Source organism: Dysgonomonas sp. 521 (assembly GCF_010501055.1).
Classification (GTDB): domain Bacteria; phylum Bacteroidota; class Bacteroidia; order Bacteroidales; family Dysgonomonadaceae; genus Dysgonomonas.
Genome location: NZ_QVMO01000031.1, coordinates 1 through 14,033, shown reverse-complemented (window position 1 = coordinate 14,033; position 14,033 = coordinate 1). Strand labels below are relative to the sequence as shown.

The following is a 14,033-nucleotide window of genomic DNA, read 5'->3' as shown; positions in this document are numbered from 1 at the left end:
TGAAATACTAAATTAAGGTTTTTATCTTTGCTTTTTTATCGAATAAGTTACGATTCCCCAGATCAGGAAATCGTTGTCTTCGGTTACTTTAATCGGTTTATATTGCTCATTGGCAGGAATCAGCCAAACGGCCTCCTTCTCTATTTTGATATGCTTGATGGTAAATTCCCCGTCGATATAGCAGACTGCCATATTCCCATCACGGGGCTCGAGCGATTTGTCGATAATCAGGATATCCCCGTCATAAATACCCGCGTCAACCATACTGTCGCCTTTTACCCGACCATAAAATGTAGCAGCCGGATGCTTTACCAACTCCTTATTCAGGTCGATAGCCAAATCCATGAAGTCCTGAGCGGGAGACGGGAATCCCGCCTTAATGCCTTCGTCCGCTATCGGCAATGCCAATTCTATATTGGTTTCGGCCTTGAATATTTCTATGGTAACCGGTTTATCCATACTTACAAAAATAGGAAATGAATCGGTTAAAATAAGGCTTTGTTGTATTAAAACTTCAGCTATTATAATTTCCTATGTAAGGGCTATCGCCGGATTGATAACAGAAAAATATACCGTACCGAAAGATTATACAAAAAATGGAATACCGGAGGATGCCGATTCCGGGTTAAAGGAAATTTTGAAGGAATTACAATAAGTGTATACTTCGCTATTTTGCAGTTATAGATTTGTTATAATTTCCCTATTTTATGCTGACAGCAAAATAAAGCAGAACAGCTGCATAAAACCATTGCGCAGCTGTTCTGTTTTAATAATAGAAAATTTATTTCACCGGGATGCACAAATCTACTATCCACGGAGCATCTGCATCCTGTGTATCACCCGCACAACTCACATACAGTTCGTAATGATCCCGTGTGTCGCACACATATCCTTTTTCATCAAGCACAGCATATACTTTTTTCCAAGCTTCGCCATATTCGGCCATAGAAACTTCTACCTGCATAACAAAATATTTGCCTCCGCTTATTGTATAGTGTTTCATACCCTCCGCGGGTTCGATGCCGGAAAGATTCTCCAGACAAGCTTCCGAACGTAATTTATCAACAGGAGTGTTCATCGGATCATCATGGTAGATGCCTGCCATTTTAGGAGATGCTGTCCACAGGTTATTGGCTCCGGCCCACGCGGCTAATTTCTCAAATGTTTTTCCTATACCTGAATAATCTCCAAGGTGTGAAATCGCGATTGTTTTAATAGGATTAAGATTCTTTATTTCTGCACTATTTATCTTCATAAGTCTAAATTTTTAATGATTTGTTTTATAATTTCTTTTATTTCAACAGGTTTAATCACTGTTGTCGTATCGGCATTTGCCAATACCCATCTTGCAAGGGCTTCGAGAGAATAAGCCATGTAGGTTTGTTCTATTCGACCGCTTTCCAGCTCTTTTTCTTCCACCAGTCCCATAAAATAGCACCTGTCGGCAAAACGTTTGGATACTTCTCTACTTGTATGCAGGACAACTTCTGTCAAGCACCCCGGATCATCACATCCAAGAAGCGATTCTAATGGCGGATGAATTTTCGTATGTTCATTACCCGTTGTTTGTATACTGTTAATACGGTCAAGCCTGAACATTCGGTATTCTTTCCGCAAATGGCACCATGCCGAAAGATACCAGCGAGGATGCGAATAGCTGATACCCACAGCTTCCAATAACCGTTTGCTCTTATTTTCGTCGGCATTGATGTAGTCGATCTCTATAATCAGCTTATCGTTTATACTGCTCAATATTACCTGCATCAAATTAGGTAAACTTTCGTCGGCATTCCGGCTTCTGTACACCGCGATAGTGGAATCCATATCGTGAAGGTATTTTTTATCCACAGCACGCAATGCGGCTCGTATTTTATCCATTCCCTGGCGAAAGTAGTTGCTGTTCTGGTTATCGGTAAGTTGCTCGATAATTTTTTCGGCGGTAAGGAAAGCCATTGCTTCCTCTTTGGTAAACATAAGAGATGGCAGCCTGTAACCTTCTATCAAAGAATAACCTACACCCGAATTGCCGCATATTGGCACACCTGCTTCCGACAGGGTACGCATATCCCGATAGATAGTGCGCAGACTTACCCCGAAACGTTCTGCCATTTCGGAGGCTTTAACAATCGGTCGCGACTGTAATTGTACTAATAATGCCGATATGCGGTCAATCCGGTTTAAGTCTTTATCCACTCTGCTGTTTTTATTCGATAATCAATGCCCAAGATACGCCGAATTTGTCAATAATTTCAGCATATAGTTTGGCATAAGATGGCTGGCAAAGTTCACATTTTATCTGTCCGCCGACAGCTAATTTAGTATAAATGTCTTTAAATTGTTGTTCCGTATCGCAAAATACAGTGAGTGTATATCCCATAGAGCCAAAGTCGGCTTTTGTACCGGGCATTGTGTCTGCCACGCTGATGGTACAGTCATTAAAGGTGAGGCAGGAATGGATTATTTTGTTTTTGTATTCCGCAGGACATTCCATTTCCTGATATTCTTCGTAACGGTAGATTTCTCCCACAGTTCCGTTGAATACTCCGGCATAAAAGTTTAACGCTTCTTCTGCATTGCCATTGTAGGCTAAATAAGGTTTGATTTTCATGTTTAAATGTTTTTAAATTTAACTACAATGCAAATGTATTATGCAGGGATGACAACAGTATGTCAACAAGTTTTATTATTTCTCCCATGATCGACTTTTTATTGTTTTGAGGTTTTCGATAAAGTATTACCAAATCCTGCGACACTTTCCTGCATTGCATTTATATTCCATTTCAAGAAACAGTCTCGGATAACTAAGCACGAGTAGCGGAAGCTACACTTGCGGAGTAGATTATTGACTTCTAACGATGTCCTTTCCCGTTTCTTCCATAACCATTCCACGTTTATCTCGAAGCCATCCTTGTTCGGTCTATTGTTCATCAGAGCAAAGGTATGATAGTGTTTAGAACATTTATGTTCAGAGCCTTTCAGGTTTCCGCAAAAATCTTCCTCTTTCCTTCGGCGAGCGTATTTATTGACGGAAAAACATCCCTGCTTTAAACACAATACCTTTTGTTGCTCTATGAAACAAAAACGACCGACCTGACGGATGACGCATGAAAAAAAATGTCATAATTATGAGAAACGGAAAAAACATATTGAAACAAAACTCCCTCCCCTTTGGAATCATCATAAAATTTGGTTTGTGGGTAGCAGGGTTTGCATTGTGTGCGTGGTTTGTTACGCAACTGAGTATAAATACATCTGTCGTGTTTGGTGGTGTATTTGCTTATATGGGAATATGCCTTGTGTTTAAGGTAGTGAAGTTTGTACTAAAAGTCATTCTTTCCCTTCTCTCTTTTATCATCATTATCGCATTAGTTCTATTACTCATCTTTTAAAATTACACAGCCATGACTAAATTATATTCCCTATTCGGAGGAACAACAACAGATACAGATGTAAAATCAGTAGAAGTAAACCAAATTGTACAAATGGAAGGCTATTCATACAGCAGGTATGTAGTATATAAAATAACACATAATGATTTCGGGTATCATTACCATTTAATCAACCTCAGAAGCCATGATTTCCACCAATCCGAAATAATCAAACCTTTGAGCCAAAAGTTCGGTATCGGTATGTATTACGATGATAAAAACATCGAGTTTATGACCGAAGAAGAAGTAGCTAAACTCTATGCCAAAGCACAAGCCAAACGGGTGGATGAAATGGAACAGCAAAGAGCCGAAGAAAAGCGCAGGGAAGAAGTTCGGGTTGTCGGTCGTGAATGGTTGAGAAACAATCTCCCAGCCGATGCTAAAGCCATTATTGTAGGTCGTTTGAAACAGGATGAATCCGATTCACAGACAGACTATTTTGCATCCTCTACTCTAAGCAATGTTATATTAGGTTTCTCCAAACATACACGGGATATATTCTCCGAAATGCGTAAACACGCATCCAACTTTGAGGGTACAGCCTACTTAGCCGAATATAACGAAGATTACGAACACAGGGAAAAATATTCAATGGGTGCAGGCTACTATTTAGGAGAAAGTAAGTACCGAGGATGGATAATAGAAAAAGAGCCTATTTATAACCGTGAAAGGACAATCGAGGAATTCGCTTATACAGCAGGCTCTCCCGATGGTATCCATATCAAACTCAATAAATCAGGTAAAGCTAGCAATAATACTAATCTAAACGAATCGGAACAACAACCCACTGCACAAATACAATCTGATAACCTCCAATTTGAGATAGTCGATTATTCAGAGAAAGCTATTGCCCTGTTCGGAGATACCAAGCCAATCAAAGACTTATTATCTGCTATGGGTGGGAAGTTCAATCCAAGATTGGCATACAAGGAAACCAAGAAGGCTGGATGGATATTTTCCAAAACTAAAAGAGAAGAATTAGAAGGAGTATTAAATCTAAATAATAACAACAAATAACTAAAGACATGAAATCAACAGCATATTTTACACGAACCATATTAACGTATTTAGAACAACGGGCAGAAACAGACCCGTTGTTTGCCAAATCGTTCGCAAAGACTGATAAGAACATAGACGACTGTATTACATACATTCTGAATACTGTACAGAAAAGCGGTTGCAACGGTTTTGCCGATGAAGAAATTTATCTGATGGCAACCGATTATTACGAACAGGATAACATCAATATCGGTAAGCCGATAAATGCCCGAACGGTAGTCAACCATGTGGTAATACTCACAGAAGAAGAAAAGGCAGAAGCACGGCAGGAAGCTATCAAGAAATTACAGAACGAAGCCTATACCAAAATGAAACAGCCTGTTAAAAAGGCTAAGAGAGTAGAATTAAATACACAACCCACATTATTTGATTTTTGACCTATGAAACCACAAAATAAATTCCAACAGGCAGTTGTAGAAGCGAGTAAGAAATTACCCTCTATCACACAGGAACAGATACAATGGGGATATCAGAATTGTATCGAGCATATCGGACAGCGAACCACCAAAGGTAAAGTTACCTGTACTGAATGTAACCATGTATTCACAGGCGAAGAAGGAGAACACGAATGCCCTAATTGCAAAGCAAAGCTAAAAGTTCAGACCACTAACAAACGGATATTTAAAGGCTGTGAATACTTGTGTTTCATTACTACATGTCAAGGTTATCAGGTCATCCGCTACCTGATGATAAAATGTACTGCAAAGGTCGGTTCATATCCCGAATACACTCATGCCGAAGTAATGCAACATTGGATTGCACCTGACGGCAGATACTGCACCTTTGCTAAACTGCGTCAGACAATGGGTACAATGTATTACGATTCGTGGATATTCAGCACTCCTTTGGAACTGAGAAGCGAAGTAGATGCTTACAACAGATTGTTCCCGTATTACTACTATCCGAAACAGCAGTTAATACCCGAACTTAAAAGAACAGGCATTAAAAAGCGTCATTTCAATCAAAGACCTTTTGATGTGTACAGGGCATTATTAAAGGATAACCGAATGGAAACCCTGTTAAAATCAGAACAAACACATCTATTTAAAGCGTTCCTAAGCGATACAAGCCGAAAACTCGATAATTACTGGGCATCCATCCGTATCTGTATCCGTAACGGATATCAGATAAAGGATGCTACTCTATGGTTTGACTATATCGATTATTTACGCATGTTCGGAAAAGACCTACATAACGCTAAATATGTATGCCCTGCCAATCTAAATAAAGAACATGACAGATATATGCAGAAGAAAGCAAAAGCCGATGCGCAGAAAGAAGTAGAAAAACTACGGGAAAAAGAAGAATCATTCCGAGAAGCTAAAGCTAAATTCTTCGGACTTGTATTTTCTGACGGACATATACAAGTACGGGTACTTGAAAGTATAGAGGAAATCATATTGGAAGGGAAACTGATGCACCATTGTGTAGGAGGCTACTATTCAAAAGAAGATTCTCTTATTCTTACTGCCTGTATTGACGGAAAGAAAATGGAAACTATTGAAGTGTCACTCTCAAAGCTACAAGTCATACAGAGCCGTGGTGTTTGTAATAAGAATACTGAGTATCATAATCAAATAGTACAGCTTGTAGAGAAAAATATACCTCTTATTGAACAGAGATTAGCAGCATAAAGGAATAATAACAATTAATCTATATTAATAGTAATGGACGATTGGATGCAGTATGCCAAAGACTTGGCGAAAGTAGAACGTGAACTAAAGATTGAACATTGGGTATATATTACTTTTGAGATACGACACCAAGACGGACACAGAGAAATTCTGCATAAAATAGACTTGCCTCGTGATATGGTAGACCGATGGCAGTGGTTAATTGAATGGCGAAGGGCAAAACTTGTCTGTAAGTACCCTCGGAAGAAAGTAACCGTTTATCATTGTGCCTACGACAAACGTACAGGATTACAGACTGGCTTTAATTTCCTATTATCGAAAGTTGCTTCTGCAAAGGCACAGATAACAAAGGTTGAGAGGAAGATAGCTGAATATACAACCTATATGACACAGAATGATTTATTCTTCAATACCGAAACGGATGAACCATTACTCAAAGCCAATGCCAAACTGGAACAGAAAAAGAGAAATTATAATGAAGCCTATGCTATTTTACAGGCGGAAGTAGAGAAACATAAAAATAATAAGGATATGTATAAACTATTTGTAGGATTTAAGAAATTAGGTGAGTTTAAAAGTATATTGGAAGCCAAACAGTTTGCCGATAAGTGCGGAGAAACGGGAGTGTTTAATCTGATAGGTCATCTGTATAAGGACAGTTGGTATGTCTTTGAACATCTGAAACCTAAAGAAGATAAAGAGAACAATGATAATGCGGACTGAAAATTTCAGTCCGTTTCTTTTTTCAATGAGCCTGAGCGGATAAAAAAGAAACAAAAAACCGGAGAGGAGAAAGTACCCTTTTATAGTTATGTGGATAGCAGACTTTCTATATCCGGACTTATTCTATTCAACACTGCCGATTAAATTATAATCGCAATGTTGATAGTCATAAACTTCTATTTTGGTTAGTTGAACTCCGACAATCTTATGGCGATACATTTTTTCCACATCGAACAGTTGAAATTTTTCTTTAGACAATTCCATCTTTTTATCCAAAAGTTTAAAATAGATACGTCCGTAAGCCAAAGTGCTTACATATCCGTGTTTATCCATACCTATGCGGCGTTTGTTGCTTTTGCGGGCTTCATCGGGAGCAACAGGCAGGAACTTGCCGAATGAGGGATTGGTAACGATAAATTCATAGTCGCCGTATTTGTGGAAATTCATTTTGGTATCGTGTATATAGGTTAGGGGAAAAGCATTCTTCGCGAAATCGTACTTCCCTATTTCCAAACTGTTTTTGATATAATACGTAGCCGTAAAGTCGAAATTCTTCGCCATGTCTTTCAGCATACGGCCATATTCTTCTTTTACAGCATGAAATTCGAATTCATCTTTACTGCATTTATTGTATAATTCCCAATCTTTCAGTTTGATGAAAAGAAGGATTATTCGGTCGTCGATACTTATTTCATTTACCCGGATGCAAGCAGCCAGAAGAAGGTCATCGCTGAGAAAAACAGCTTTGTCCTTCGAATGATCTACATAACGGCTGATAATCTCGCCTTTGGCAATAGCAAAATCTATCCCGACAAGATATTCTTTAGTGAGTTTGGGACTGTAAGTTCTTATAACCGTGTTTTTATTGCCAAAAGCAGAATTGCCTTCGGGTTGAATAATCTCCCTTACCTGCAAATCTGTATAAGCCAGATTCTCTCTTATATTTATAAATTCTTCTTTCCCGCCTTTATTTACTATCTCCCTGATATATAAATATGGAGCATGTTTTGACGATAAAATACCGATTTTAATCACATCTCCTTTTTTGAGAATATCACCATCAAATGTTTCGTAGGAATCTTGTGCACAAACAGAAGAAAAAGCTACTGTTAAAGATAACAGGGCAAGTAATATTTTTTTCATAAGTCGCTGTTGTTTTCACAAAACTATACAAAATTTATCATTATTGAAAACTGATTTTAACGATTTCAGTTTTCGCATAGAATGAAAAAATGAAATTGTATTTGATTTGTAATTCTTTCCGTAACTTTATTATCTTTGAAAATAAATAAAAATTTTACATGAAAACATCCATATCATTTTTATCCGAAAAAGAAGCAGAATGAATTAGTAGATATAGCAAAAAAGTTTTGAAGATAAAATTTTTGAACATGAGAAAATGGCGGATATAAACAACAATACGGTAGAAGAATGAAAAAAGACAAATCCCTGAAAGATAATTCTGCGAAGAAAGTAGCTGTACTGATAGACGGGGATAATGCCTCTCCGGCTAAACTGAATGATATAACGGGTTTAGCATCCGCTTACGGGGAGGTGATTGTCAAAAGAATTTACGGGGACTGGAGTAGAACAACACTTTCGAGTTGGAAAGAGCCTTCAAGGGAATTTTCTTACCGCTTAATTGAAGCCCTGCCTTATATAAAAGGAAAGAACACTACTGACATTGTGCTTGTGATTGATGCAATGGACTTGTTAAACTCAAAAAATATAGATGTATTCTTCATCGTATCGAGCGACAGCGATTACACACCATTGGCTCAGCGTATTCGGGAGGAAGGGGTAAGCGTAATCGGTTATGGAGAGAGCAAAACCCCGATTGCTTTTATCAATTCCTGCAAAAAATTCATCTATTCCGACCGAGAACCGGAGAAGAATCCTAAAGCCGAAAAGGGAGATACCCCTGCCGTATTGCTTCAAAAGGAAGCCGATCTGTTCGACAAGGCATATGAATCGGCAGCCGACGGAAAGGAAGAGGTAACCCTCTCCCAAATCGGTATGGCGATGAAAAAGATAAAGCCGAAATTCAAAACCGGACGCTATGGATGTAAAACGTTGGGAGCTATCTATGAAAAATTAGATAAGTACGAAGTCATACAGACAGGACAGAAAGGTATCTATAATATGGTAAGAAAAAAGTGAAGTGAATACATTATCATAAGAAGCCTCCGATACTACATCGGAGACTTTTCAAATTTTTAGAAAACTTCAAAGAAAATTGGCTGTACAAACTTTAAAAATCACAGATAATCAGAAGATTCTTCTTCATTCGGGGCAATCAGCCATGAATAAATAATATTTATCCATGTAACTATATACGAAATTACCATTGTCGTTGTCATAGTTCTTCCTCCTCAGTGTTATCCGAATTGAATTGGAAAGAAAGGACACACGAGTTGCCACTGTCATCGAAGAAGTAGATATCTATCGTCTGCTGTTCATCGGAACGAGATGTGTAATAAAAGCTGAATGACTCTTTGGTCAAATCGTAATAGTCATTCGGCAGGAATGGCTCGCTACCACCCATCCGCAGCTCGCCCTCTCCGTCACTTTGGAAATACCGAAATCGGTATGCCGTATTGGTATAATAGCCACTTCGTTCTAACTGACAGCGAATTTCTATTGTTTCTCCGACTTTCAGTTTTTTTGGCACAGGCAAGTAAGTAACCTCGAATTCATAACTTTGGCGAACATCAAAACGATCGCTACAGGCACACGCTATTGCGGCCAGCAATAGCGTAAAGATGATATAAGATGCACATTTTTTCATTTTAAATCTGATTTTTAGTTTTTAGTTTATAATTATCTTGATTCCGATTCCCACCTGCGTATGGAACTTATTAACTTCCGAGCCGAAAAGTATCCGCTCCCTGGCATTGAAGAGCAGGGCGAACCTGTCGGATAAAAAAGTTTCAATTTCGAAAGACACCGCTCCGCCATACAGAAAGTTATCTTCACTGGTAATAGTAGCTCCGTCAAAGAGCAACTCTTTGCCCCAGTTTATCGTTTCGTATCCTCCGACAGCCGAAAGTCCCACCGAGAAAAACAATGTTTTACTCCCGTCCGACAGAAAGTTCAGGTAGTAACCGCCTTCGGCTGTTATCTGGGACAGAGGAATAAACTTATCCTTATACTCATAGTTTTTTTGCAGGTATTCCGCTCCAAATACCCACCGATTTCCATTTTTGGTATAGGCAGATAAGGCGATACCGCCGTAAAACGCTTGCCCGTCTTTCTTCTCCAATGTAAAACCATCGGCAAAACCTCCCGTAACCTGTATGGCTTTCTGCCCCGGCAGGTAACGCTGGGCATGAGCCTGTTCCATACAAAACAGGCTTAGTGAAAAGACCAATGTTATTATTAATACTATTCTGTACATAGATTTTTTTATTTCTAATTTTTAGTTTTTAATTCTTCATTTCACTTTTAGTTCGTTGATTTCTTCGGCTCTCAATAAATCCTCATTCTCAATCACAAAGGACTGATTTCGCCCTCCGTTTTTCTCAAAAAGCTCGATCACCAACTGTTTATCGTTGGGTATGGTAATTTTATCGATTGAGAACACGGTGCGTTCACTTTTATTACCCCCGACAGACGATACGAAGTTGTAAGCTCTGAGCGGATAGATCACCGTTTCCTGAATGGCTGTTTGCTTCATTACTTTCTTATCTACTATTTTCATACGCACAAAATCTACATCGAAGGGCACATTGGATGCGTTTTTGATAGAAGTATGCAGGTAGAGCAAGTTGTTATGCGAATAGATGCCTTTGAGCAGGTATTGGATGCCGAATCGTTTGGAACCGATGTGTTTAACTATCCGCTTGTCGGTATTGTAGACAGCACGGTTTATCAGGTAGACGATGCGGGGTGATTCGCTGCCCAATTCCTTCAGGTAGATGTCCATCGAATTGTTCGGAATGTTGGTTGTAATACCTTCATGCATAAAATCCTTCATCTCGATATTGAGTTTTTCCGGTTCATCGGCAAATTTTACATTGAAGGTGTAATAGCTGCCTTCTTCGGTAATGACCGCCATATTGGTTTCCGTCTCAAAACTGCGGATGGCAGCTTTTACCCGCAGGATGTTCTCAGAAGTGCCCGCTTTTCCTGCGATGATATTGTTTGAGCCTAGGTCTACATAGCGGATAGCTGCAGGAAAGATGATATGTACCGTCTTATTGAAAGTCACTTCCAGACCATATGGCGGTATCATACGGTCAAAGGTGATTTTTTTAGTCAGCCCTTCGTAATAATCCCCGAAAGAGGGTTTCAACATTTGTTGCAAATCTTCCTGCATCTCCTCTGTCGTTTGGTTGATAACAAGAATAGTATCTGTCTGGGCATTAGCTGCGATAGCTACTACCGCCAGCACAAATAGTATGATATATTTTTTCATCGTCTCTGGTTTTAATTCTTAATTTTTAGTTTTTCATTTCTCATTTTCTTAGTTTACTTGTAACTCGTAACTGCCCGCAGGGTGCAGAAATAACATTCGCCGAAGCGAAGGCGAGGTAAACTTGTAACTATTTGGGTATTAACATAATGCGATATCCCGATTTAAGCGTCACCTTTACCTGCCTTATCTTTTTCTGCATATAAGCCGATAAACCCTGTATCGCCCCTTTGGTCAGGTCGGAGGTCAGTTGAGCACCCGTGCTTTCGGTCATGGTAAAACTCGTGCCGACACTGCTTCCCATATTGGCCATGATTTCTTTGGCGGCGTTCATCTCCAATGAGCCGGGAATGTAGATTCCACGCTGCCCGTCTGAGTCGTACACCACCATTTCTACAGAAATAATTGTCCCTTCGTACTCGATAGAGGAAATCTGAATCTCCATCCGTTCGCCCTGCACTTTGGCAACGCCTGTTACAATGGTGTTTTCGGGGATAAGAGTAGTTCCTGCCATGAGTGGTTCGGTCAGCCGCAAGCGGGTACTTTGCCCATCGACTACCGTCTGGTCATCATGGACGATGGCAGCAATGGTATTTCTGGCACTTATCCCGATTTCGCCGCCCATCGTATTGAAGCCCGTATTGCGTGGCTGGTCATACATTTGGTACAACTCTTCACTACCTATTGACTGGGCTAATGCCGAAACCGTCCGGTTCTGTATCTGACGGATAGGGGTAACCTTTGTCTTATTACTACTATTATTGTTGTTCACTGTACCGTTAGCTATCCTTTTGCCTAATCCATCTACGTCCTGTTCAGCCTGTCTTTGAGTTTGCGGCATATACCTGGCTGCCATCTGGTAGGACTTTTCCATCAGTTCCAGTTGTTCATCCACAGCCGACTGCTTATTGTCCTTTTCGTTCATCTTGGCTTCCAGTTCTTCCAGCTTCTTTTTCATTTCTTCCTTTTCCGGGTCGGATTTAGGTTGTTCATAAAAATTGCCCAGTGTACGGTTGATATCCCTGTAGGCGGAGACGGAACTGCCGATAGGTTCTTTTGCCTTATCCTGAATTTTCACGTCCGCTACGGGCTGCTCATCGGGGATAACAATGTTTACTTTGTCTGTACCAGATTCATTTTCCAGCATACTCATATATCCCTGCAAGGACTGCATCCTGTCAGCCTCTTTTTTCTGCATCTGCTCTTTCTCGTATGCCTCTTTCTTATCACCAATAAGCCCGCCTCCATCGGGGTCGGGTATATCGGCATTGAAGCCGATTCCCTGCATTTCTTTGGCCTTTTCCGCATCTGACGGCTTAAATATCAGCCATACGCAACCCACACAGATAATTGCCATTAACGCAAAAATTGCATATTTCTTAAGCTTCTGCTTTTGCTCCGCACTTATTTTTAATCGTTCGCTCATATAACTTTAATCGTTGTTCGTTAATACTTATACTGGAATCCTGTTTCATTTTCTGCTGATGCAGGTCTAACAGGCCTTTCTCAATCTCAGAATCTACAGAATCTATAAAATCATAGTTCCGTTCCGGCTGCCTGATATGCTCCGGTTCCGGCTGCTTTTTCTTTTCACTATCTTTTCCCCAGTTGTATATGGTGGAAAATGTAAAATAGAGGTTGCCAACCGTCAGTATCAGGAGCATCACCACTATTGCCGTTATCCGCTTATCGGGAGTCAGTTCCCCACACAGGTCTTTAAGCCTGTCCTCAAACCAATAGACTAATTCTCTTATTCGCTCTTTCATTATTCTTAATATTTAGCCCCCCTTAGTCCCCCCGAAGGGGGAAACAGGGCCTCCCCCTCGGGGAGGTTGGAGGGGCTCTTATCTGGCCAACACCCTGATATCCTTATTCTCTTTCACCTCGAATCCCTCGATAATAAAACCATGCGGGTTATTATCCGAGCGGACGGAGTTCAACAGGCGGCAATAAGTGACCAAAGAGCGTTCGGTGATATTACTCTCCCGGATAATCATCTGCTTTCCATAAGTAGCCACCTGATAAGGGTAAACATTCAGGTTGCAGACCACACTGTCTATCTGTACCATCTGGTTGATATTGCCGGAGATGACCCTATTATAGTATCCTTTCTCCGATAAATCCTTGTAATGATTGAAAACCGATTTATCGGACAGGAGTAATGCCCTGTTAATATTCGATTCAATGGCATTCTTATCAGGTGACAGCGTAAAGAAGAGTTCGTGGAAACGCCTGACGTGTTCCCGTGCTTCCACAGGACGGTTTTGTGATAAGTCCTGTGAGAGGGCGAGCATCAGCGATTTTCCGTTGTCCAGTACATATATTTTCTGACGTTGTGCTTCTGCAAAGTCGTAGGCGTTGTATATGCTGTACCCTGTAACGATAGTACACATGCACAAAAACACAATGCTGAAAATACGCAGTTGTTTAAAGCTGGTTTCTATGTTTTTTAATGATTTAAATTCCATTTATTCAATGTAAAAATGTGAATATTAGCAAATTCGGAAATAAAACATTTTGGAATCAAGACAATTTGCTAATTTCCGAATCTGCTCATTTTGCTAATTATGAAGGAGTCTTCCTGGAAGCTCTGGATTGTCCTCCGCCCCTTGTGGAATAATTCTGCCCCTGTGGCTGGCTGCCATTGCTACCAACAGAACTGCTACTGCTGCTACCGGAGCTGCCGCCTTCTTTCAGACGTCCGGCAATATTCCCTGCAGCAGCGCCCGCAGCCCCTGCGGCAATAGCACCACCTTTGGTCACCGTTTGGTTTAC

19 protein-coding genes are annotated in these 14,033 nt (G+C 40.2%); 6 read left to right on the top strand and 13 right to left on the bottom strand.

Annotated features, from left to right (window positions below):
• Window positions 1–21: 21 nt before the first annotated feature.
• The 5 genes from D0T84_RS10280 to D0T84_RS10260 all read right to left on the bottom strand — a co-directional run bounded on the left by D0T84_RS10280 (window position 22) and on the right by D0T84_RS10260 (window position 2,928).
• The gene (locus tag D0T84_RS10280) at window positions 22–459 is read right to left on the bottom strand and encodes a LexA family transcriptional regulator (RefSeq protein WP_163307794.1); all 438 of its coding nucleotides are present in this window, start codon (window positions 457–459) and stop codon (window positions 22–24) included.
• Window positions 460–781: 322 nt separating this feature from the next.
• Window positions 782–1,255 (bottom strand): GyrI-like domain-containing protein, encoded by a 474-nt coding sequence (locus D0T84_RS10275; RefSeq protein ID WP_163307793.1) that lies wholly within the window; start codon window positions 1,253–1,255, stop codon window positions 782–784.
• Window positions 1,252–2,193, bottom strand: a complete 942-nt coding sequence (locus D0T84_RS23290) for a YafY family protein (RefSeq protein ID WP_163307792.1) — start codon at window positions 2,191–2,193, stop codon at window positions 1,252–1,254. The genes D0T84_RS10275 and D0T84_RS23290 overlap by 4 nt, the downstream gene beginning before the upstream one ends.
• Before the next feature lie 10 nt (window positions 2,194–2,203).
• Window positions 2,204–2,608 (bottom strand): VOC family protein, encoded by a 405-nt coding sequence (locus D0T84_RS10265; RefSeq protein WP_163307791.1) that lies wholly within the window; start codon window positions 2,606–2,608, stop codon window positions 2,204–2,206.
• Window positions 2,609–2,706: 98 nt separating this feature from the next.
• The gene (locus tag D0T84_RS10260; RefSeq protein ID WP_163307790.1) at window positions 2,707–2,928 is read right to left on the bottom strand and encodes a hypothetical protein; all 222 of its coding nucleotides are present in this window, start codon (window positions 2,926–2,928) and stop codon (window positions 2,707–2,709) included.
• A gap of 197 nt (window positions 2,929–3,125) precedes the next feature.
• On the opposite strand from D0T84_RS10260, the gene D0T84_RS10255 reads away from it, so the two are divergent.
• The 5 genes from D0T84_RS10255 to D0T84_RS10235 are packed head-to-tail and all read left to right on the top strand — an operon-like array spanning window position 3,126 to window position 6,844.
• Window positions 3,126–3,389 carry a hypothetical protein gene (locus tag D0T84_RS10255; RefSeq protein ID WP_163307789.1) on the top strand — a complete coding sequence of 88 codons (264 nt, stop codon included), beginning with the start codon at window positions 3,126–3,128 and terminating at the stop codon, window positions 3,387–3,389.
• 12 nt (window positions 3,390–3,401) lie between these two features.
• On the top strand, window positions 3,402–4,445 hold the full coding sequence (locus D0T84_RS10250) for a fusion protein (protein ID WP_163307788.1): 1,044 nt from the start codon (window positions 3,402–3,404) through the stop codon (window positions 4,443–4,445).
• Window positions 4,446–4,453: 8 nt separating this feature from the next.
• Window positions 4,454–4,864, top strand: coding sequence for a PcfK-like family protein (locus tag D0T84_RS10245; RefSeq protein ID WP_163307787.1), 411 nt, complete (start codon window positions 4,454–4,456; stop codon window positions 4,862–4,864).
• A gap of 3 nt (window positions 4,865–4,867) precedes the next feature.
• Window positions 4,868–6,121 (top strand): PcfJ domain-containing protein, encoded by a 1,254-nt coding sequence (locus D0T84_RS10240; RefSeq protein WP_163307786.1) that lies wholly within the window; start codon window positions 4,868–4,870, stop codon window positions 6,119–6,121.
• A gap of 33 nt (window positions 6,122–6,154) precedes the next feature.
• Window positions 6,155–6,844: a hypothetical protein gene (locus D0T84_RS10235; protein WP_163307785.1), complete on the top strand. Its 690-nt coding sequence runs from the start codon at window positions 6,155–6,157 to the stop codon at window positions 6,842–6,844.
• 123 nt (window positions 6,845–6,967) lie between these two features.
• Here the strand turns inward: D0T84_RS10235 and D0T84_RS10230 are convergent, their stop codons facing one another.
• Window positions 6,968–7,987 carry a DUF4852 domain-containing protein gene (locus tag D0T84_RS10230; protein WP_163307784.1) on the bottom strand — a complete coding sequence of 340 codons (1,020 nt, stop codon included), beginning with the start codon at window positions 7,985–7,987 and terminating at the stop codon, window positions 6,968–6,970.
• Window positions 7,988–8,275: 288 nt separating this feature from the next.
• Between D0T84_RS10230 and D0T84_RS10225 the strand changes: the two genes are divergently transcribed.
• Complete coding sequence (locus D0T84_RS10225) at window positions 8,276–9,004, top strand: NYN domain-containing protein (RefSeq protein ID WP_163307783.1); 729 nt, start codon at window positions 8,276–8,278, stop codon at window positions 9,002–9,004.
• A 196-nt stretch (window positions 9,005–9,200) separates the two neighbouring features.
• Here D0T84_RS10225 and D0T84_RS10220 read toward each other — a convergent pair whose 3' ends face one another.
• From D0T84_RS10220 to D0T84_RS10190, 7 genes are all read right to left on the bottom strand, one after another.
• The gene (locus D0T84_RS10220) at window positions 9,201–9,632 is read right to left on the bottom strand and encodes a TraQ conjugal transfer family protein (protein ID WP_163307782.1); all 432 of its coding nucleotides are present in this window, start codon (window positions 9,630–9,632) and stop codon (window positions 9,201–9,203) included.
• A 21-nt stretch (window positions 9,633–9,653) separates the two neighbouring features.
• The gene (locus tag D0T84_RS10215; RefSeq protein WP_163307781.1) at window positions 9,654–10,241 is read right to left on the bottom strand and encodes a conjugal transfer protein TraO; all 588 of its coding nucleotides are present in this window, start codon (window positions 10,239–10,241) and stop codon (window positions 9,654–9,656) included.
• Window positions 10,242–10,277: 36 nt separating this feature from the next.
• Window positions 10,278–11,261 carry a conjugative transposon protein TraN gene (gene traN, locus D0T84_RS10210; protein ID WP_163307780.1) on the bottom strand — a complete coding sequence of 328 codons (984 nt, stop codon included), beginning with the start codon at window positions 11,259–11,261 and terminating at the stop codon, window positions 10,278–10,280.
• Between the two features lie 127 nt (window positions 11,262–11,388).
• Window positions 11,389–12,684, bottom strand: coding sequence for a conjugative transposon protein TraM (gene traM, locus D0T84_RS10205; protein ID WP_163307779.1), 1,296 nt, complete (start codon window positions 12,682–12,684; stop codon window positions 11,389–11,391).
• Window positions 12,638–13,024, bottom strand: a complete 387-nt coding sequence (locus D0T84_RS10200) for a TraL conjugative transposon family protein (RefSeq protein WP_163307778.1) — start codon at window positions 13,022–13,024, stop codon at window positions 12,638–12,640. Before D0T84_RS10200 ends, traM begins: the two co-directional genes overlap by 47 nt.
• 78 nt (window positions 13,025–13,102) lie before the next feature.
• Window positions 13,103–13,726 (bottom strand): conjugative transposon protein TraK, encoded by a 624-nt coding sequence (gene traK, locus D0T84_RS10195; protein ID WP_163307777.1) that lies wholly within the window; start codon window positions 13,724–13,726, stop codon window positions 13,103–13,105.
• A gap of 97 nt (window positions 13,727–13,823) precedes the next feature.
• Window positions 13,824–14,033 (bottom strand): hypothetical protein (locus D0T84_RS10190; RefSeq protein ID WP_370525488.1); only part of this gene is annotated, 210 nt, incomplete at its 5' end.

What these genes read in the sequence shown, in the direction of transcription:
- D0T84_RS10250 (WP_163307788.1), top strand. Translation starts at nt 3,402, where the DNA reads ATGACTAAATTATATTCCCTATTCGGAGGAACAACAACAGATACAGAT.
- traK (WP_163307777.1), bottom strand. Translation starts at nt 13,726, where the DNA reads ATGGAATTTAAATCATTAAAAAACATAGAAACCAGCTTTAAACAACTG.
- D0T84_RS10200 (WP_163307778.1), bottom strand. Translation starts at nt 13,024, where the DNA reads ATGAAAGAGCGAATAAGAGAATTAGTCTATTGGTTTGAGGACAGGCTT.
- D0T84_RS10245 (WP_163307787.1), top strand. Translation starts at nt 4,454, where the DNA reads ATGAAATCAACAGCATATTTTACACGAACCATATTAACGTATTTAGAA.
- D0T84_RS10265 (WP_163307791.1), bottom strand. Translation starts at nt 2,608, where the DNA reads ATGAAAATCAAACCTTATTTAGCCTACAATGGCAATGCAGAAGAAGCG.
- D0T84_RS10230 (WP_163307784.1), bottom strand. Translation starts at nt 7,987, where the DNA reads ATGAAAAAAATATTACTTGCCCTGTTATCTTTAACAGTAGCTTTTTCT.
- D0T84_RS10240 (WP_163307786.1), top strand. Translation starts at nt 4,868, where the DNA reads ATGAAACCACAAAATAAATTCCAACAGGCAGTTGTAGAAGCGAGTAAG.
- D0T84_RS10220 (WP_163307782.1), bottom strand. Translation starts at nt 9,632, where the DNA reads ATGAAAAAATGTGCATCTTATATCATCTTTACGCTATTGCTGGCCGCA.
- traN (WP_163307780.1), bottom strand. Translation starts at nt 11,261, where the DNA reads ATGAAAAAATATATCATACTATTTGTGCTGGCGGTAGTAGCTATCGCA.
- D0T84_RS10280 (WP_163307794.1), bottom strand. Translation starts at nt 459, where the DNA reads ATGGATAAACCGGTTACCATAGAAATATTCAAGGCCGAAACCAATATA.
- D0T84_RS10225 (WP_163307783.1), top strand. Translation starts at nt 8,276, where the DNA reads ATGAAAAAAGACAAATCCCTGAAAGATAATTCTGCGAAGAAAGTAGCT.
- D0T84_RS10275 (WP_163307793.1), bottom strand. Translation starts at nt 1,255, where the DNA reads ATGAAGATAAATAGTGCAGAAATAAAGAATCTTAATCCTATTAAAACA.
- D0T84_RS10215 (WP_163307781.1), bottom strand. Translation starts at nt 10,241, where the DNA reads ATGTACAGAATAGTATTAATAATAACATTGGTCTTTTCACTAAGCCTG.
- D0T84_RS10260 (WP_163307790.1), bottom strand. Translation starts at nt 2,928, where the DNA reads ATGAACAATAGACCGAACAAGGATGGCTTCGAGATAAACGTGGAATGG.
- traM (WP_163307779.1), bottom strand. Translation starts at nt 12,684, where the DNA reads ATGAGCGAACGATTAAAAATAAGTGCGGAGCAAAAGCAGAAGCTTAAG.
- D0T84_RS10255 (WP_163307789.1), top strand. Translation starts at nt 3,126, where the DNA reads ATGAGAAACGGAAAAAACATATTGAAACAAAACTCCCTCCCCTTTGGA.
- D0T84_RS10235 (WP_163307785.1), top strand. Translation starts at nt 6,155, where the DNA reads ATGGACGATTGGATGCAGTATGCCAAAGACTTGGCGAAAGTAGAACGT.